We start from the raw sequence: 17,989 nt of genomic DNA, 5'->3' as shown, positions 1-17,989 counted from the left end.
CCCCCCCCCGGCGGCGGGGGTGCGTTCCCGGAAGACACCCCCGAGGGGACTGACCGGGGAGGTCGGCCGGTCAGACCCGGCCGCGGATCGGGCGGCGACGGCGCAGCACGTGGGCACCGGCGCCGAGGGCCGCCGCGCCGACGAGGCTCGCGCCGATGGCGGTCTCGGCGGTGGACGGGCCGAGCGACCCGCCGATGCCGCCCTGAGAGGGCCGGCCCTCGAGGATCCTGAAGCGGGCCGTGGCGACCAGGCTGCTGTCGTTGCACTTGACCGACAGCGTGTGGGTGCCCGGAGACGCGTGGTTGAAGATCCGGACGGTGGCGAAGCCGATCGACCCCGCGGACAGGTTGGCCGGCGGAAAGTTGCCGTGCGAGGTGACGGTACCGCCGTGACCACAGCCCGCCGCACTCACCTGCATCGTGGAACCCTGGTGCACGGCAAACGGGTTGACCGAGACGTTGCTCGGGCCGCGGCCGCCGTCCCCGCCGCGGCCGACGTCCCCGCCGAACGGGGAGGTGTTCGCAGAGGCGAACGGGGTACTGAGGCCGATCGCGGCGCAGGTTGCCGCCGCCACGGTGAGAGCGCGCAGAACACGCATGGTGGAACCTCCAGCGGAAAGCGCCCCGGAGCGTCGGCCCCGGATGATCGACGAGAACGCCTCCCATCTCGAACCCTCGGGGCGGCCCGCAACCTCCGCATTTCCGCCTTTGGGCCGCTCGGTTGAGCGACACGCCGAAGCGCGGGCACCCGAGCTGACGGATCCGCAGGTCACGACCCGTCAGGCATTTATGTGACGATTACCTGGATGGGCGCACCCCTTCCGGCCCCTTCCCGGCCGCGCCACCCGTTCGCCCTTCCCCTCTCGCCGTCCTGCCGGGGCGGCCTTAACGTGCGTGAAGTAGGGCGTACAGGGGTGGGACAGGATCGCGGGTCGGGACCCCCGCGTCGGGAAGGGAGAACGATGGGCGAGGACGAGACCGGGCAGTCACGCAAGTTCTCACCGTGGGGCGTGCTCGCCCTGGTCATGCTCACCGGCCTCGCGATGGTGCGGAACGGTGTGGGCATCGACGACGGGCCGCCCCAGCCCACCGCGGCCTCTGCCGTCGCGGTGACCGCGGACCAGCTGCCGGCGAACCCTCCGGCGGCTCCGGCGGGCCTGGAGATGCTGGAGCACTCGTCGGTGCAGCGCATCCGGATCCCCACGATCAACGTGGACGCTCCGGTGATGACGGTCGGGCTGGACGCGGAGGGCTGGATCGACGCCCCGCCGCCGCAGGACCGCAATCTGGCCGGCTGGTACCTCAACGGCATCGCGCCGGGCCAGCGCGGCTCGGCGGTGATCGTGGGCCACGTGGACAACGAGCAGGGCCCGGCGGTGTTCTACGGCCTCGGCTCGGTCAAGCCGGGCAACCACGTCGAGGTGGAGCGGTACGACGGGCGCACGGCGGTGTTCGAGGTGTACGGCGTGGAGGTGTTCTCCAAGGACGCCTTCCCCGGAGCCCGGGTGTACGGGGACACCGGGCACGCGGAACTCCGGGTGATCACGTGTGGCGGCGGCTACTCGAAGTCCCGGGGCTACGAGGGCAACGTGGTCGTCTTCGCCCGGATGGTGGAGACCCGCTGAGCGCCGCCGCCTCGCCGCAGTTCTAGCGGGGCGGCAGCGTCGGCAGGGTCATCCGGTAGCCGCGCGCGAGCAGTTGGGGCAGGTAGGAGCCGATCGCCTGGACGCTCTGCGACCGGTCGCCGCCCGCGTCGTGCGACAGCACGATCACGCCGGGCCCGGCGCCCGCCAGGACCCGGGAGATGATCGTGGTGGTGCCCGGCTCCTTCCAGTCCAGGGTGTCCACGGTCCAGGCGAGCGGCTCCATCCCGAGTTCGGCGCCGATCTCGAATGCGGCCCGGTTCCAGGCCCCGAACGGTGCGCGGAACCACACGGGGGCCTCGCCCACGGTCCGTTGGACGACCTCGCTGGTGCGGCCGATCTCGGAGACGAGGGCGGGCCGGCTGAGCCGGGGGATGAGCGGGTGGGTCCAGGTGTGGTTGCCGATGACGTGGCCCTCGGCGGCCATCCGGCGCAGCAGGTCGCGGTTCTCGGCGGCCATCTCACCGCAGACGAAGAACACGGCGCGCACCCCGTACCGGGAGAGGGTGTCGAGGATCCCGGGGGTGTAGCGGGGATCGGGGCCGTCGTCGAAGGTGAGCAGCATGGAGTTCGCCGTGGCGGCCCCGGCCGGGAGTTCGAGGATGGGGCGGCTCCGGACGGCCGGCTTGGCGAGGGGCGGGCGGGCGGGGGCCTCGGCGGTCATCGGCCGCAGCCGGTAGGACTTCTCGAGTGTCCCGTCGGGGAGCATCCCCGGGGGTCCCCCCGCCGGGTGCGGCCCCGGCCCGGCGGCGGGGGCGGTGCCGGGGGCGGGCAGGGGCGTACCGCCCTCGCCGCCCGCGTCGATGAGTCCGGCGGCGGCCGCGACTCCGAGGAAGACGGCGGTACGCAGGAGCGCGCGTCGCCCTACTGTCGGCTCGTCATTTTTCATTACTACTACGTATCAACGACATCGCCGCGGATGTCGAGAGGCGCGGACGCGCCCCTCCCCCCTCACCCGATCAGCCGCGCCGTACCAGGGGGAACGGGAGCGTCTCGCGGATCGTCAGGCCCGTGAGGAACATGACCAGGCGGTCCACACCGATGCCGAGGCCGCCGGTCGGCGGCATCGCGTACTCGAGCGCGTCCAGGAAGTCGTTGTCGAGTTCCATCGCCTCCGGGTCGCCGCCGGCCGCCAGCAGGGACTGGGCGGTGAGCCGGCGGCGCTGCTCGACCGGGTCGGTCAGCTCCGAGTAGGCGGTGCCCAGTTCGGTGCCGAAGGCCACCAGGTCCCAGCGCTCGGCGAGCCGGGGGTCCTTGCGGTGCTGGCGGGTGAGCGGGGAGACGTCGGTCGGGAAGTCCTTGTAGAAGGTGGGCAGCTGGGTCCGCTCCTCCACCAGCCGCTCGTACATCTCCAGGACCACGTCGCCGCGGGTGTCGTCGGGGGCGTGCGGGACCGACGCCCGGTCGCACAGCCTGCGCAGGACGTGCTCCTCGGTGTCGGCGTCGACCTCCTCGCCGAGCGCCTCGCTGATCGCCCCGTACATCGTCTTGACCGGCCAGGGCCCGGAGATGTCGTGGACGACGAGCTTCCCGTCCGGTCCGGCCTTGTGGGCGACGGGCGAGCCGTAGGCGGCGGTGGCGGCGCCCTGGATCAGCTCGCGGGTGAGGTCGAGCATCACGTCGTAGTCGGCGAAGGCCTGGTAGGCCTCCAGCATCGTGAACTCGGGGTTGTGCTTGTAGGAGACGCCCTCGTTGCGGAAGGTGCGGCCCATCTCGAAGACCTTCTCCATACCGCCGACGCACAGCCGCTTGAGGTACAGCTCGGGCGCGATGCGCAGGTACAGGTCCAGGTCGTAGGCGTTGATGTGGGTGCGGAAGGGGCGGGCGTTGGCGCCGCCGTGGATCTGCTGGAGCATCGGGGTCTCGACCTCCAGGTAGCCGCGTTCCAGCAGCCCCTGGCGCAGGGCCTGCACCGCGCTGGAGCGGGCCCGTACGACGTCCCGGGCCTCGGGGCTCGCGACGAGGTCGAGGTAGCGGCGCCGGACGCGGGCCTCCGGGTCGGCGAGGCCCTTGCGCTTGTCGGGGAGGGGGCGCAGGCACTTGCCCGTGAGCTGCCAGGACCGGACGACGAGGGACGGTTCGCCGGTCTTGCTGGTGCCGGCCTCGCCGGTCGCGACCACGTGGTCGCCGAAGTCCACCTGGGAGGTGAAGGAGTCGAGTACGCCGCCGCCGGCCTCGTCACGGGTGAGCATCAGCTGCACGTCCCCCGACCAGTCGCGCAGGACGGCGAACACCACGCCGCCGAGGTCGCGTACGACCATCACGCGTCCGGCGAGGGTGGCCTGCTTCCCGGAGCGGGTGCCGGGCGGGTGGTCGGGGAGGGCGTTCTTCAGCTCGGCCACGGTGTGGGTGCGCTGACGGATGCCGACCGGGTACGGGTCGGTGCCGGCGGCCCGGATGCGCTCCATCTTGTCGTGGCGCACGCGCACCTGTTCGGGCAGCCGCTCGGTCTGCGCGGCCGAGGCCTTCTCCCCCGCGGCGTCCAGGTTCAGGGAGGCGATGGAGGGCAGTCCCTCGGTGGTGGCGGGGGCGGTGAGGCCCCTGGGGTGCCCGTTGCCCCACAGGGTGCGCAGGCTCGGCACCGAGACGAAGCCCTCGGCGATGCCGGAGGCGAGGCTGACGCGGGCGAGCGAGCCGGCGTCCTGGTAGCAGAGGAACCGCGGGTACCACTCGGGGCCGTACTTGACGTTCGAACGGTAGAGGGCCTCCAGCTGCCACCAGCGGGAGAAGAAGAGCAGCAGCCTGCGCCACAGTTTGAGGACGGGGCCGGCGCCGATCCGGCCGCCCTCCTCGAAGGCGGAGCGGAAGACGGCGAAGTTGAGGGAGATCCTGCGCACGCCCAGGCCGGGGGCGGCGGCGCACAGCTGGGCGACCATGAACTCCATGACCCCGTTGGGGGCGGCGCTGTCGCGGCGCATCAGGTCGAGGGAGATGCCGTCCTTGCCCCACGGGACGAAGGAGAGCAGGGCGATCAGCTCTCCTTGGGCGTCGAAGGCCTCGACCAGCAGGCAGTCTCCGTCGGCGGCGTCGCCGAGCCGGTCCAGGGCCATGGAGAAGCCGCGCTCGGTCTCGGTGTCGCGCCAGCGGTCGGCCCGGTCCACGATCATCTGCATCTCGTCCTCGGAGAGGGCGGAGTGGCGGCGGATGAGGGTGGTGGCGCCGGTGCGCTTGACGCGGTTGACGGCCTGGCGGGTGACGCGCATGTCGCGGCCGTCGAGGTCGAAGCGGGCGACGTGCAGGATGGCCTCGTCGCCGAGCTGGAGGGCGCTGAGTCCCGAGCGGGCGTAGGCGGTGGCGCCCTCCTCGGAGGCCCCCATGACGGCGGGCTGCCAGCCGTAGCGGCCGGCCACGGCCAGCCAGGCGTCGATGGCCGGGGTCCAGGCGGCGGGGTCGCCCACCGGGTCTCCGCTGGCGAGGCAGACGCCGGCTTCGACACGGTAGGTGACGGCGGCCATGCCGTTGGGTGCGAAGACGACGGCCTTGTCGCGCCGGGTGGCGAAGTAGCCGAGGGAGTCGTTGCGGCCGTAGGCGCCGAGGAGCGCGCGGATGCGGGGCTCCTCGTCCCCGTGCAGGGCGGCGGTCAGGCGCTGGGAGCGGAAGAGCGTCGCGGCGGCGTTCAGCAGGGCGAGGGCGCCGAACAGGCCGAGCAGGAAGTACAGGGGGCGGGGCGGGCGGCCGTCGAACTCGCGGGCGGAGAAGAGGCCGCCGAAGACCTGCTTGGCTGCCCAGTCCAGCCACTGGCCCCTGGGCAGGGTGCCGGGGAAGAGGGCCACGAGCCCCCAGCCCGCGAGGACGGCCGCGAGCAGGCCGAGGCCGAGCACCATCAGGGCGCGCCACAGGGCCCCGGGCCGGGAGGCGGCGTAGAACTCGTTGCGGGCGGCGATCAGCAGTCCCATGGCGGCGGCGGCCAGGGCCAGGGAGGAGAAGCCGATCCAGTAGTCGCCGACGGCGATGTCGACCACGTCGTCGAGGATGAGCAGGGCCAAATAGGTGACGACGATCCACCAGGCGACCTTCTTGCGCGTGCCGAGGGCCGCGGCGAGCAGGAAGAGGAAGACGGCGTAGGCGAGGTTGGCGCTGACCGGTACGACGACCAGGTCGAGGAAGCGGACGACGTGCCGGAGCAGGCGCCGCAGCGTCGGGGAGAGCGCCAGCAGGGCGCACAGCAGACCGAGCGTCCCGAAGAACGCGCCGAATCCGTCGGGCACCCGGTTCAGGAAGCGGTTCCGGGTTCCGCGCGTCTGCTCCACGGTGGCACTCATGGTTCGCACTGTAGGGAGGACGGCGGCGGTCCGCGCGCCGAGCCCGTCGGCCACGCGAAGCGCCGTGAGCGCTACTTCGCCATGGTGAGGCCGTCCTTGGCCGCGCCCCGGCTGAGGACGGCCTCGGTGATGGCGTCCCGGGCGGTCTCGTACTCGTCCTGGTCGGGGTTCTCGGCGAGGGTGGCCGGGAGGTTGACGACCCGGCCGATGGAGAGGTCCATCATCTGCGGGACGAACTCGGCCTTGGTGACCTGCCAGCGCTGTCCGGGGGCGGCCGGCGGGGCGAACGTGAAACGGCCGATCGAGCCGTAGTTGCCGCGCATGTCCCGGGCGCCCGAGTAGTTGAACATCTCGCCGGCGACCTGGTCCCCCATGCCGTAGACGACCCACGTCCCGTTGACCTTCTCGTAGGGCTGCGGGATGTGCGCGTGCGTACCGAGGATCATGTCGATGTCGGGGCGTCCGCCGGTCTGCGAGGCGGTCAGCGCCTTGCCGAGCGAGAGCTGCTTCTCGTCGGGGTCGGTCTGCCACTCCGTGCCCCAGTGCAGGCTGACCAGGACCACGTCCGCGCCCGCCTTCCGGGCCGCCCGCGCGTCCGCGACGATCTTTTCCCGTTCCATCAGGTTGACCGCCCACGGCTGTCCCTGCGGCATCGGGTATCCGTTGGTGTCGTACGTGTACGCGAGGTGCGCGACCTTGGCGGAGCCGGTCGTGTACGTGGTCACCGTGGCCGCCTCCGCCGCCGTACGGGCCGAGCCGGCGTGCTTCAGGCCGACCTTGTCGAACCGGTCCAGCGTGCGGCGCAGCCCGTCGGCCCCGTCGTCCAGGGTGTGGTTGGAGGCCGTGGAGCAGCCGTCGTACCCGGTGTCCTTCAGCGCGTCGGCGACGCTCGGCGGGGAGACGAAGGCCGGGTAGCCGGAGAAGGGCCCGCCCTCCTCCCCGTAGATGGTCTCCATGTGGCACAGGGCCAGGTCGGCGCCGGAGACCAGGGGCTTGACGCCGGAGAACATCGGCCGGAAGTCGTGCCCGTCGCCGTCCGCGTCCTTCGCCGCCCGCTGGATGACCGAGGTGTGCGGCAGTACGTCGCCGCTCGCGACCAGCGTGAACCCCTGGGGGGCGGGAGACCCGGCGGCGCTGGAGGCAGCCGGTCCGCCGGATTCCCCGAGGCGTGCCGTTGCCGGTTCCCCCGATGCCGAACAGCCGGCGGCGGCCGACAGCAGGAGGGCCGACAGGAGGGCGGCGGGCCGTCGGGGGTGCTTGGTCATCTCGAACCCCGGCTCTCATTAATACGACTATCGGACCTTTCGTAATCCATATGACAAGACGCCAAGAGTCAAGGAACGGATCCGTCCGCCCGACACGCGCCCACTCGATCGGCTGCCGTTCGCCGCGCCGTTCGACCGTTCACCGCCCGGCCCGGCCGCCCACCGGATGACCCGGGTGCTTGGGCGCACCGCCCGGACCGAACGGTTCCCGTCGGGGCTCCGTGCAGGTCAGGGTGAGGCATCGACCTCCCCCACGGACCTCCACACCCCCCGGAAGGAGCCCCTCGTGCCGCTCTCCCCCACCCTTCGGCGTACCGACCCCGAGACGCTGGCCGAACTCCAGCGCGACCACGGACGGGCCCTGTTCGGTTTCCTGGTCGGGCTCACCGCCGGGGACGCCCAGCGCGCGGAGGACCTCGTGCAGGAGACCCTCGTACGGGTCTGGCAGCACCCCGAGGTCCTGTCGAGCGAGCACGAGTCCATGCGGCCCTGGCTGTTCACGGTGGCCCGGCGGCTCGCGATCGACGCACGGCGCGCCCGCCTGTCACGGCCGCAGGAGGTGGACCCCGAGGGGCTCGAGCAGGCACCCGCTCCCGAGGACGCGGTGGCCGGGTCGGTCACGGCGATCGACGTCCGGCGGGCCGTCGGCTCCCTGGGCCCGGAGCACCGCGAGGTGCTGATGCAGGTCTACTTCCGGGACCGCTCGGTGGCCGAGGCCGCCGCCGAGCTCGGCATACCGGCCGGGACCGTCAAATCCCGTACGTACTACGCCCTGCGGGCCCTGCGCAAGGACCTCCAGGGGTACGGGTACGGCCTCGGCGCCTGAGCCCGCGCGGCCGCGGTCCCGGCAAAGAGGGCGAGGACGTGCCTCGAATGCACGCGGACCGGACACAAACCGCATGGAATGAGGCATCAGACCGTTCAAGTTGAGTAAACATCCCCCGCTCGGCGAGCCGCTCGGTGAAGGCTCAGGACTGACGGTGGGACGCTCACGCGCGGGAGAAGGTGGAACGGTGCAGCCCGAGGGTATGAACGGCACCAGTGACGGCGGGCTCGCGGTGCCCATGGCTTGGCTCTACGCCGAGTACATCGCAGACGAACTGCTGCGCACGGGCCGGCTGATCCCGGTCAGCACCCTGGAGTTCCGGGCCGGGCGGGACACGCTCGCGCTGACGATCTACCTGTCGGACGCGGCCGGGGAACTGTCCGGCATCCGGGTGGTCTCGCAGCTCGACGAGTGGCTCTCGCTGACGGCGTACGGCCACCCGTGGCGGGACTGGGTGCACACCCGGTTCCTCGCGCTGGGCGAGGAGGCCCGGGAGCGCGGCCGCGCCGGGGACCCGGACCTGGAACTGGCCCGGGCGGCCTGGCGCTGGCTGGACCGCACGGAGCTGTTCGCCACCAACCTCGACCCCGGACGGCACGGCCACGCCGACACCCCGCCGGGGCTGGACGAGAACGCGCGGGTGTGGACCCCGGCCTGGCAACTCGGACTGCCGCTGGGCCACTTGGCCATGCACCTGTTCTGAGGGCCGCCCGGGCCCTCGCCAAGCCGAGGAGGCTACGCGGGGCGGCGCGGCCCCGGGGCCTCGGCCGGGTCCATCACCAGCCCGGTGAAATCGGCCTCGTTGCGCTCGGCGCACAGCACGTACCAGCGGGCGATCAGCCACATCACCGGGTACACCAGCAGGCCCAGCGCCACCCACACCAGCGGCCCGGACGCCGCGCGCGGCAGCAGCAGCACCAGCGGGAGCGTCCCGACCGTCAGCGCGAGTGCGCCCAGCGCCCACAGGCCCGCGCGCAGCTGGCTGCGCATGAGGGCCCGTACGTAGGTGGCGCCCAGGGTGGTCTGTTCGGAGATCTCCGAACGGGCCGGGGTGTGCGCGGGCGGCCGGCGGCGGGTGCCCCGGGGCACCCCGGTGACGATCTCGCGCCTCGGCGGCGGCGGCTGCTGCTCCTCGGCCATGGAGCCGGAGTCTACGCAGCGCCCCGCTATTTGAGGAGGCGCGAGAGCCGCCGGTCCGCGAGCGGCTTCCCGCCGGTCTGGCAGGTGGGGCAGTACTCGAGGGAGGAGTCGGCGAAGGAGACCGAGCGGACGGTGTCCCCGCACACCGGGCACGGCTCCCCGGCCCGGCCGTGCACCCGCAGCCCGCTCTTCTTCTCGGCCTTGAGCCGTCCGGCAGCCACTCCGTGCGCCCGGGCGACGGCCTCGCGCAGGGTGTCCTCGACGGCCGCGTACAGCCGGGTGGTCTGCTCCTCGTCGAAGGACGCGGCCAGTTTGAAGGGCGAGACCTTGGCGCGGTGCAGGATCTCGTCGCTGTAGGCGTTGCCGATCCCGGCGATGACGCTCTGGTCGCGCAGTACGCCCTTGATCTGGCGCCGCTCCCCCTCGAGCAGGGCGGCGAAGGCGTCCCGGTCGAAGGCCCCGCCGAGCGGATCGGGGCCGAGGCGGGCGATGCCGGGCACGTCCTGGGGATCCCGTACGACGTACACCGCGAGGCGCTTTTGGGTCCCGGCCTCGGTGAGGTCGAAGCCGCCGCCGCCCGCCAGGACCACGCGCAGCGCGAGCGGCCCCTTGCCGGGGCGCGGCGGCTGCGCGGACAGGGTGTCCTGCCAGCGCAGCCAGCCGGCGCGGGCCAGGTGGGTGACGAGGTGGAGGTCGCCGATGCGCAGGGCCAGGAACTTGCCGTACCGGGCGGTGGCACCGGCCGTCTGCCCTTCGAGGGCGGTCAGCGGCGGGTCGTAGGTCTTGAGCACGCTCACCGCGAGCGGGAGGACGCGCTCCACCACCCGCCCCGCGAGGTGCTCGTCGAGGTACTCCCGAAGGGCCTCGACCTCGGGCAGCTCCGGCATGGTCCCAGCCTGCCCCCGCCGGGGCACGAACGCGAACCGGGCACGGCGGCCCGGCGGGCCCTGGCCCGCGCTCCGCCGGGCCCGTCCCCGCGTCAGCCCACGGCAAACTCGCACCACACGCACTTGCCGCTCCCCCGCGGCTCCACGCCCCACACGTCCGCCAGCCGGTCCACCAGCATCAGCCCGCGCCCCGACACCCCCGACTCCCCGGCCTCGCGCCGCCTCGGCAGCGCGCTGGAGCGGTCCTCCACCTCCACCCGCAGGCGCCGTTCGGGGCCGCTCAGGACCCGCAGGGTCACGATCGCCGGGCCGTCCGTGTGCATCAGGGCGTTCACGATCAGCTCGTCCGCGACGAGCTCGATCTCGTCGGCCCGTTCCCGGGCGCCCCACGCCCGCACCGCCGCCCCGATCATGTGGCGTGCCGCCACCAGGGCCTCCGGGTCCCCCGGCGCCACGTGCTGCTGGAGCCGGCCGCCGCCCTGCGGGGAGTCTTCCACCTGGCGGCGCAGCAGGAGCAGCGCCATGTCGTCGTCCCCGCCCCGCTCGTCGACGACCCCGCACAGCCGGTCGGCGAGGAGCTGCAGGTCCGCGGGGCCGCCGCGGACCAGCGAGGTGAGCAGCTGGATCCCGTCGTCGAGGTCGGCGCCGGGCTGCTCCACCAAGCCGTCCGTACACAGCAGAATCGTTTCGCCCGGGTCCAGTTCCACCGTGGTCACCGGATACTCCAGGCGGCCGAACTCCGCCGAGAGGCCCAGCGGCATCCCGCCCGCCACCGGGAGCCTGTGGCAGTCCCCGCTCCGGGTGCGCAGCAGCGGGTCGATGTGGCCGGCGCGGACCAGCTGCAGCACCCCCGTCGACAGGTCGGCCTCCGCGTACGTGCAGGTCGCGAAGCGGTCGGTGTCCAGTTCGTGCAGGAAGACGGAGGCCCGGGCCATCACGGTGGCCGGCGAGTGGCCCTCGGCGGCGTACGCGCGCAGCACGATGCGCAGCTGGCCCATGACGGCCGCCGCGTGCGTGTCGTGGCCCTGGACGTCGCCGATGACCGCGCCGACCCGGCCGCCGGGCAGCGGGATGACGTCGTACCAGTCGCCGCCGATGTCCTGGCCCATCCGTGCGGAGCGGTACCGTACGGCGATCTCCGCTCCCGGCACCGAAGGGATCCTCCTCGGCAGCATGGCCTGCTGGAGGCCCTCGGCCAGGTCGTGCTCCTGCTCCAGCAGCATGGCCCGCTGGAGGCTCTGCGCGATGCTGCTGCCCAGGGCGACGAGCAGGTTCCGCTCGTCCTGGGTGAAGCCGTCCTTGTCCTGGTAGAGCAGGCCGATCGCGCCGATCGGACGGGCCTGGGCGATGAGCGGAAGATAGGCGGCCGCAGAGATCCGCATGTACTCGATCTTCGACCAGAGCGAGGGATAGCCCCTCGCGAACTCCTGCGCCGAGTCGAGGAACCGCGGCTGGAGCGAGCGGACGACCTCGCTCATCGGGTACTGCTCGTCTATGCGGGTGTACCGCGTCCCGGGCACGAAGCTGCCCTCCGGCCCCTCGGCGACGAGGTGGATCCGCCCGGCTTCGACCAGGCCCATCACCATGCCCATCGAGCCGAGGCGTTCCAGGCCGTGGGCGTCACCGAGCGCGTCGATGACGTCCTGGACGGTCCGGGCGTGCGCGAGGGCGGCGGTGGTGCTCTCGACCACCGACGTCTGGCGGCGCCGCTCCTCGTCGAGGCCGAGGCGTTCCGCCGAGTGGCTGAGCTCCTCGGTGGCGTCCCGGACGATGCCGATGATCCGGTACGGGCGCCCGTCCGGGCCGCGCATGACGCGGCCCTGGGTGTGCGTCCAGCGCAGCCGGCCGTCGTGGCAGCGGATGCGGAAGTAGGCGCCGTAACTGTCTTCCCTGCTCTTGAGGGCGCTGGAGACGAGGGCGTCGAGCCGGGCGGCCTCGGCGGGCGGCACGCGCGGGGACAGGGATTCGGGCCGTCCGTCGTACGCGTGGGGCGCCGTGTCGAAGACGTCTAGTGCCGCCTCGTCCATGTGCATGAGCCCGGTGACCAGGTCCCAGTCGAAACTGCCCATGCGGTTCAGTGCCAGCGACCGGTCCGGGTGCGCGGGCCAGTCGTCCGGCAGCGATACGGAGCTCGGCACCGGTCCACCATGACACACGGGCCGGTCAGGCGCTCTCCAGCGAGTAGCCGGAGTCGGAGGGCGCCTGCTCGTCCGGGACGAGGGGGTCAGAGGGGTCGGAGGGATCCGCGGGATCCGCGGGATCCGCGGGGCCGAAGGGGTCGTACGGGTCGCCCGAATCCTCCGTCCCGTCGGAGGGAACGTCCAACGGGACATCGGAGGAGCCGTCGGACGGCACCTCGGAGGACAGGTCCGAGGGCAGGTCGGACGGCACATCGGACGGCGGCTGCTGCGGGGTGGACGGGTTCGGCGGCCGACCCGGGCTCTGCCGCGCTCCGTCCCCGGGTGAGGACGGAGCGGCGGGCGTGTTCGGCGCATCCGGCGGGCAGTCCGTGGCCACGGGGCCGGGCACGCCCGTGTTGCCGTCGGGCGGCGTCGGCGGGGCGGTGCGGGCGAGGCTGTTGCCGGTGGGGCTCGGGCAGGGGTCGGCGGGCGCGGTGACGGGCCCGTCGGGGATGCCGTCGGCCGGGTCGTACGGGGGCACCACCTGCGGAGTCCGGTCCTGGGCCCCGTCGTCGCCCCGCTTGCGCTCGATCCAGGTGTTGTCGGCGACGTTGACGATGACCAGGTTGTTGAGCACGTGGGGCGTGGGCTCGATGACCACGACCTGGTTGGGCTGGTAGCCGTTCCACGGGTCGCCCTTGTGCACCGGGGAGCCCTTGGGGGCGCGCGGGGACTGCAGCGGATTGCCGCACGCGCAGCGGACCCGGGGCATCCCGTGCTCGTCGACGAGGACGGCGGTGCCGGCCTGGAGTACGGCCTGGAAGCTGTCGGCGGCGCCCTCGCGGAAGCCGTGGCTGGTGACCCGGGTGTCGGCCCGGAGCACGACGGGGGTGAGGCCGCGTAGGAATTCGGGGATCTTCGCCTGTTCGATGTCGGAGGCCTCGGCGAAGGCCCGGGCCTTGGCGGCGTCGCCGGTCAGGTAGCGGACCTGCTGTTCCACGTCGCAGCTGCCGAGCCGCTGGGTGCCGCCGTACAGGCCGGGGGTGGCCGCGTTCACCGTGCGGATGCCCTGTCCGGTCGGGTTGGGCAGCGGGGGCTGTACGGGTGCGGACTCGGCGGTGGCCGAGGAGGCGGTGAAGGGGGCGGGGCCGGCGGAGGCCACGGGCTGGAGGTAGAGCTCCTGGCTCTCCGCCCCCGCGGTCCCCCGCTTCTCCTCGGAACCGCCGCAGCCCGCCGCGAACAGGCCGAGGGCGGCCAACAGAGCGGCGCCCGCCGGTGCGTGACGACGCGGCGCCTGACGAGGTGTCGGAGGTGTCGGTGCGTGCACGTGGATCTCCCTTTTCGCCCCGGTTGCTCCCTCTTGTCTGCCGCATCCGCGCGAGAGCCGCAACCGGAGCGCTTCTTGAACATGTTCAAGGAACCCCGTAGAGTCGTCGCCGTGAGTTGAACGCGTTCAACGGGAGGGGGGTGTGTCGTGACGGTACTGGTGAACGTGATCGTCACCTTGGGCATGCTGTACGTGGTCCCGGCCGGCCTGCGCCTGATCGACCCGGTCGGGCTCCACCGGATCGCCCGCCTGTGGCCGCTTCCCGCGACCCTCGGGGCGGTGTGCCTGTGGTTGCCGCGCGGCTGGACCGCCACCGTGCCGGCCGCACTCTACGCGGCGGCCTGCCTTGCCCTGGCGGCGCGGGCCCCCGCAGTGCTCCTCCGACGGGGCAGGGCGCCCGGACCGGCCGGCATCGCCGCGGCCACCGCGCTGGCCTCGCCCTCGATCGCGGGGACCGCCCTGGTCGCCGAACGCGCCGGGTACCGGCTGTTCGGCTTCGACCTCGACATCCTGGCGCTCACCGTGCCCCACTTCCACTTCGCCGGATTCGCGGCCGCCCTGGTGGCCGGACTGGTGTGCCGGGCCGCGGCACCCGGGCCGGGCGCGCGCTGGGCCGCGTACAGCGTCCCGGCGGGCACCCTGCTCGTGCTCCTCGGCTACTTCGTCGACGACTGGGCCGAACTGGCGGGCGCGGTGGTCCTGACCGGCGGGATGTGGGCCGTGGCCCTGGCGACCTGGCGGGAGGTCCGGCCCGCCGGACGCGACCGGACCACCCGCGCACTGCTCGCGACCTCGGCCGTGGTCCTGGTGGCCACCATGCTGCTCGCCCTGTGGTGGGCGGCCGGCGAGGCCTCAGGGATCCCCCACCCCACGCTGACCTGGATGGCCGCGACCCACGGCCTCGGGAACGCCCTCGGATTCGCCCTCTGCTCGGTGCTGGCCTGGCGCCGGCTGACCGCAGACCACCCGCAGACCGCCCGACAGGAGACCACGCCATGACACGCCTGATCAGCGCCGGCCGGGACACCCTCAGCTACCCCGACCGGGGTGCGACGGCCCGCCGCCCGCTGCCCGCCGGCTACCACCACCTGCACCACCGCACCCGGATCGGCCGCGGACAGGCCGTTTTCGAGGCCGCCGGGGTCGCGGTGACCACCTTCCACGCGCACCGGACTTCCGGAATGCGGGTGCGCACGGACATCGGCGCGGCGGCGGCCGTGCGCCCCGGCACCCGCGCGGTGGTCGGGATCGGCCTGGGGCCGCTGCGGATCAGCGCCCCGTGCGAGGTGATATGGACGGTGTACGCGCCCACGCGCGCGGGTTTCGCGTACGGGACGCTCACCGGGCACCCCGAGAGCGGGGAGGAGTCCTTCGTGGTCGACATGGACGCCGACGGCACGGTGTGGTTCACGGTGACCGCCTTCAGCCGTCCGGCCGGCTGGTACACCCGGCTCGCCGGCCCGGTGGTCCCGGTCCTCCAGCGGACCTACGCCCGCTGGCTGGGCCGCCACGTGCGCAGGCTGGCCGCCGCCGCCTGACCGGGCCGATACTGGAATAGATGGACTGGTTCACGGCGCCCGGGTACTGGCTGGGCCGGCTGGTCTTCCAGCGGGCCCTGGCCGGTGTCTACCTCTTCGCCTTCGTCGGGGCCGCCCTGCAGTTCCGGGCCCTGATCGGAACGCGGGGCATGCTGCCCGTGCCGCGCTACGTACGGTACGTGCCGTTCCGGCGCGCCCCGAGCCTGTTCCAACTGCGCTACTCCGACGGGCTCTTCGCCGGGTGCGCCTGGGCCGGGGCACTGCTGGCCGCGGCGCTGGCCGCGGGGGCCGGGGACGAGGTGCCGCTGGCCGTCGCCATGGCGATGTGGGCGCTGTTGTGGCTGCTCTACCTCTCCATCGTGAACGTGGGGCAGACCTGGTACTCCTTCGGCTGGGAGTCGCTGCTGCTGGAGGTGGGGTTCCTCGCCGTCTTCCTCGGCAACGCGCGGACCGGGCCGCCGGTGCTGGTGCTCTGGCTGCTGCGCTGGGTGCTGTTCCGGGTGGAGTTCGGGGCCGGGCTGATCAAGATCCGCGGGGACTCCTGCTGGCGCAAGCTCACCTGCCTCTACTACCACCACGAGACGCAGCCGATGCCCGGGCCGCTGAGCTGGTTCTTCCACCGTCTGCCCAGGCCGCTGCACCGGGCGGAGTGCGCGGCCAACCACGTGACCCAACTGGTGGTCCCGGTCCTGCTGTTCACCCCGCAGCCGGTGGCCTCGTACGCGGCGGGGATCATCGTCGCGACGCAGCTGTGGCTGGTGGTGTCCGGCAACTTCGCCTGGCTGAACTGGCTGACGATCACGCTGGCGCTGTCGGCCGTGGACTTCACCGGGCTCGCGGGCGCGCCCCCGGCCGCCGCCTCGCGGGCGGCGCCGGTGTGGTTCGCGGTCCTGGTCTGCGCCGCGACCGTGCTGGTGCTGGTGCTGAGCCGGCACCCCGTGGTGAACATGGTCTCGCGCCGCCAGGTGATGAACCGCTCCTTCGACTCGCTCCACCTGGTCAACACCTACGGGGCGTTCGGCACGGTGGGCCGGATCCGCGACGAGGTGGTGGTCGAGGGCACCGCCGACCGGGTGCCGCACGAGGACGGGGACTGGCGGGAGTACGGCTTCAAGGGGAAACCGGGGGAACCGCACAGGATCCCGCGCCAGTTCGCCCCGTACCACCTGCGCCTGGACTGGCTGATGTGGTTCGCGGCGCTCTCCCCCGGCTATGCGCGGGACTGGTTCGGGCCGTTCGTGGAACGGCTGCTGGCCGGCGACCGGGACACGCTGCGGCTGCTGCGGCACAATCCCTTCCCGGACGCTCCGCCGCGCTATGTCCGCGCCCTGCTCTACCGCTACCGGTTCACCACCTGGCGGGAGCTGCGCGAGACGGGCGCGTGGTGGCACCGCACGCTGCTGCGCGAGTACCTGCCGCCCACCCGTCTCGCCGACGCGGCCCGGTCAGAGCCCGAGTAGCGCCGCCTCCCGCTGGGCGTCGATGCCGGGCGCCGGACGGTCGGAGCGCTGCGGGGCCGCTCCGCCGAGCGAGCCGAGCCAGGCCCAGGTGTCGGCCACGGTCTCCTCGACCGGGCGGCACTTCAGGCCCGCGGCCAGGGCCTTGGACACGTCGCCGGCGTGCATGTGGTCGTGGTCCTCGCCCGCCGGGATCCAGACCGGGAGCCCGGTCCAGGGCTGTACGCCGGCCCGCTGGATCACGTCCGGGTCGGTCCAGCGCAGTTCGGCGCGGCCGCCGGTGGTGGCGGCGCAGGCGTCCAGGAGGCTCCCCATCGTGGCGTGGCCGGCCGGCGAGACCAGGTTGTAGGGACCGTGGTGCCCGGCGGTGGCCGCGTCGAGGGTCCAGCGCGCGAGATCGCGTACGTCGATGTACTGGATCGGCAGTTCCCGCGGGCCGGGCGCGAGGACCGGGCCGCCGCGGGCGGTGCGGTTCAGCCACCAGGGCAGCCTGCCTACGTTCTCGTACGGGCCGAGGATCAGCCCGGCGCGCGCCAGCAGGGCGCGGTCGCCGAAGGCGTCCTGGGCGGCGAGTTCGCCGCCGCGCTTGTCCTCGGCGTAGGCGACGGACGCGGCGTCGGGGGAGCCCTCCACCACGGGGCCGTCCTCGTCGGTTCCGGCCGGGCTGGGATAGGCGTACACGGAGCGGCTGGAGACGTACGCGTACCGGCCGGCCCTCTCGCGCAGCAGGCGGGCGCTGTCGCGCACGGCGGTGGGGGCGCCGCCCCAGGTGTCGACGACGAGGTCCCACTCCCCCTCGGCCAGGGCGTCCAGGCCGCCGGGGGCGGTGCGGTCCCCGTGCAGGGCGGAGGCGCCCGGCGGGGGCGCGTGGTGGCCCCGGTGGAAGACGGTCACCTCCCAGCCCCGGTCGAGGGCGTCCTCGGTGACCGCCCGTCCTACGAATTCGGTTCCACCCAGCATCAGCAGCTTCATGGCGCCCAGCGTGCCGGGCCTGCCGGCGCGGCGGAAGTCATGATCGCCCTCAGCGATGACGCTCACGGCGTAGGCGGTTCGGGAACCGTTCGGGCCGCGGCAGCGCCCCCGGTGCGGGTGGCACGGGGGCGCGCGCGTACCGCTCTTGCGGATCAGTCGATGCCGGGCAGGATGTGCGATTCCGCCAGGTCGTCCTCGTACCCCGCCAGCCGGATGGGGGCGGACCGCGCCCAGACCTCAAGGCTTCCGAGCTCGTCGGTTCGGGGCTTGGACCGCGCCCCCGTCCGCTCCAGCAACGTCGGTTCGGGCTTCGTCGTTTCTGTCACCGCGCACTCCTCTGTGTCGCGTAACCCGGCAGGCGTGCCGCGCCGGGCTGGGAGGAAAGGGTTTCCGGACGCGGTGGCGCCTTGGTGGAGCGTGGCCCGGGTGGGGCCGTCTGATGCCCCAGAGTACACATATGAGCGGGCCCCCGCTCGATAGAAAGGCAAAAACCGCGTCGCCCTCTTGTTTTCGCCGCGAGTTCAGGAAGTCGTCGGCCCGCGGGTGCGACAAG

Annotated in this window: 16 protein-coding genes; 6 read left to right on the top strand and 10 right to left on the bottom strand. The window is 73.2% G+C overall.

The window, feature by feature from the left end; genetic code table 11:
- Positions 1-70: 70 nt before the first annotated feature.
- The gene (locus tag ACIPUC_RS17875) at positions 71-598 is read right to left on the bottom strand and encodes a hypothetical protein (protein WP_446590422.1); all 528 of its coding nucleotides are present in this window, start codon (positions 596-598) and stop codon (positions 71-73) included.
- A gap of 363 nt (positions 599-961) precedes the next feature.
- On the opposite strand from ACIPUC_RS17875, the gene ACIPUC_RS17870 reads away from it, so the two are divergent.
- A complete protein-coding gene (locus ACIPUC_RS17870; protein ID WP_446590420.1) occupies positions 962-1,624 on the top strand; it encodes a class F sortase in 663 nt (220 codons plus the stop codon).
- Positions 1,625-1,646: 22 nt separating this feature from the next.
- Here ACIPUC_RS17870 and ACIPUC_RS17865 read toward each other — a convergent pair whose 3' ends face one another.
- The 3 genes from ACIPUC_RS17865 to ACIPUC_RS17855 form a co-directional block, all read right to left on the bottom strand.
- Entirely contained in the window at positions 1,647-2,531 is an 885-nt protein-coding gene (locus ACIPUC_RS17865) for a polysaccharide deacetylase family protein (protein ID WP_446590418.1), read from the bottom strand.
- Positions 2,532-2,601: 70 nt separating this feature from the next.
- Entirely contained in the window at positions 2,602-5,904 is a 3,303-nt protein-coding gene (lysX, locus tag ACIPUC_RS17860) for a bifunctional lysylphosphatidylglycerol synthetase/lysine--tRNA ligase LysX (protein ID WP_446590417.1), read from the bottom strand.
- A 71-nt stretch (positions 5,905-5,975) separates the two neighbouring features.
- Entirely contained in the window at positions 5,976-7,169 is a 1,194-nt protein-coding gene (locus ACIPUC_RS17855; protein WP_446590416.1) for a CapA family protein, read from the bottom strand.
- A gap of 286 nt (positions 7,170-7,455) precedes the next feature.
- Here ACIPUC_RS17855 and ACIPUC_RS17850 point away from each other — a divergent pair, with 286 nt between their 5' ends.
- Positions 7,456-7,995 (top strand): sigma-70 family RNA polymerase sigma factor, encoded by a 540-nt coding sequence (locus ACIPUC_RS17850; RefSeq protein ID WP_446590415.1) that lies wholly within the window; start codon positions 7,456-7,458, stop codon positions 7,993-7,995.
- Between the two features lie 202 nt (positions 7,996-8,197).
- Positions 8,198-8,698 carry a hypothetical protein gene (locus ACIPUC_RS17845; protein ID WP_446590414.1) on the top strand — a complete coding sequence of 167 codons (501 nt, stop codon included), beginning with the start codon at positions 8,198-8,200 and terminating at the stop codon, positions 8,696-8,698.
- A gap of 32 nt (positions 8,699-8,730) precedes the next feature.
- Here the strand turns inward: ACIPUC_RS17845 and ACIPUC_RS17840 are convergent, their stop codons facing one another.
- From ACIPUC_RS17840 to ACIPUC_RS17825, 4 genes are all read right to left on the bottom strand, one after another.
- Positions 8,731-9,135: a hypothetical protein gene (locus ACIPUC_RS17840; RefSeq protein ID WP_446590412.1), complete on the bottom strand. Its 405-nt coding sequence runs from the start codon at positions 9,133-9,135 to the stop codon at positions 8,731-8,733.
- A 26-nt stretch (positions 9,136-9,161) separates the two neighbouring features.
- Positions 9,162-10,022 (bottom strand): Fpg/Nei family DNA glycosylase, encoded by an 861-nt coding sequence (locus ACIPUC_RS17835; RefSeq protein ID WP_446590411.1) that lies wholly within the window; start codon positions 10,020-10,022, stop codon positions 9,162-9,164.
- Positions 10,023-10,114: 92 nt separating this feature from the next.
- Entirely contained in the window at positions 10,115-12,178 is a 2,064-nt protein-coding gene (locus tag ACIPUC_RS17830; RefSeq protein ID WP_446590409.1) for a SpoIIE family protein phosphatase, read from the bottom strand.
- Positions 12,179-12,185: 7 nt separating this feature from the next.
- Positions 12,186-13,469, bottom strand: coding sequence for a DUF6777 domain-containing protein (locus ACIPUC_RS17825; protein WP_446590408.1), 1,284 nt, complete (start codon positions 13,467-13,469; stop codon positions 12,186-12,188).
- 147 nt (positions 13,470-13,616) lie between these two features.
- Between ACIPUC_RS17825 and ACIPUC_RS17820 the strand changes: the two genes are divergently transcribed.
- Genes ACIPUC_RS17820 through ACIPUC_RS17810 form a run of 3 tightly spaced genes read left to right on the top strand, consistent with a single transcriptional unit; the run spans position 13,617 to position 16,467 of the window.
- Positions 13,617-14,468: a YndJ family protein gene (locus ACIPUC_RS17820; protein WP_446590407.1), complete on the top strand. Its 852-nt coding sequence runs from the start codon at positions 13,617-13,619 to the stop codon at positions 14,466-14,468.
- Positions 14,465-15,007 (top strand): DUF1990 family protein, encoded by a 543-nt coding sequence (locus tag ACIPUC_RS17815; protein ID WP_446590406.1) that lies wholly within the window; start codon positions 14,465-14,467, stop codon positions 15,005-15,007. Before ACIPUC_RS17820 ends, ACIPUC_RS17815 begins: the two co-directional genes overlap by 4 nt.
- A 20-nt stretch (positions 15,008-15,027) precedes the next feature.
- Complete coding sequence (locus ACIPUC_RS17810; protein WP_446590405.1) at positions 15,028-16,467, top strand: lipase maturation factor family protein; 1,440 nt, start codon at positions 15,028-15,030, stop codon at positions 16,465-16,467.
- Here the strand turns inward: ACIPUC_RS17810 and ACIPUC_RS17805 are convergent.
- Together ACIPUC_RS17805 and ACIPUC_RS17800 are read right to left on the bottom strand one after the other, a co-directional pair.
- Positions 16,453-17,436 carry an NAD-dependent epimerase/dehydratase family protein gene (locus tag ACIPUC_RS17805; protein ID WP_446590458.1) on the bottom strand — a complete coding sequence of 328 codons (984 nt, stop codon included), beginning with the start codon at positions 17,434-17,436 and terminating at the stop codon, positions 16,453-16,455. The two genes, ACIPUC_RS17810 and ACIPUC_RS17805, sit on opposite strands and share 15 nt — an antisense overlap.
- 152 nt (positions 17,437-17,588) lie before the next feature.
- The gene (locus ACIPUC_RS17800) at positions 17,589-17,762 is read right to left on the bottom strand and encodes a hypothetical protein (RefSeq protein ID WP_446590403.1); all 174 of its coding nucleotides are present in this window, start codon (positions 17,760-17,762) and stop codon (positions 17,589-17,591) included.
- Between the last annotated feature and the right edge of the window lie 227 nt (positions 17,763-17,989).

It is taken from the genome of Streptomyces sp. LARHCF249, assembly GCF_052871255.1.
Note: the sequence above shows the minus strand (reverse complement) of the source record. Positions and strands in the feature narration are given on the sequence as shown.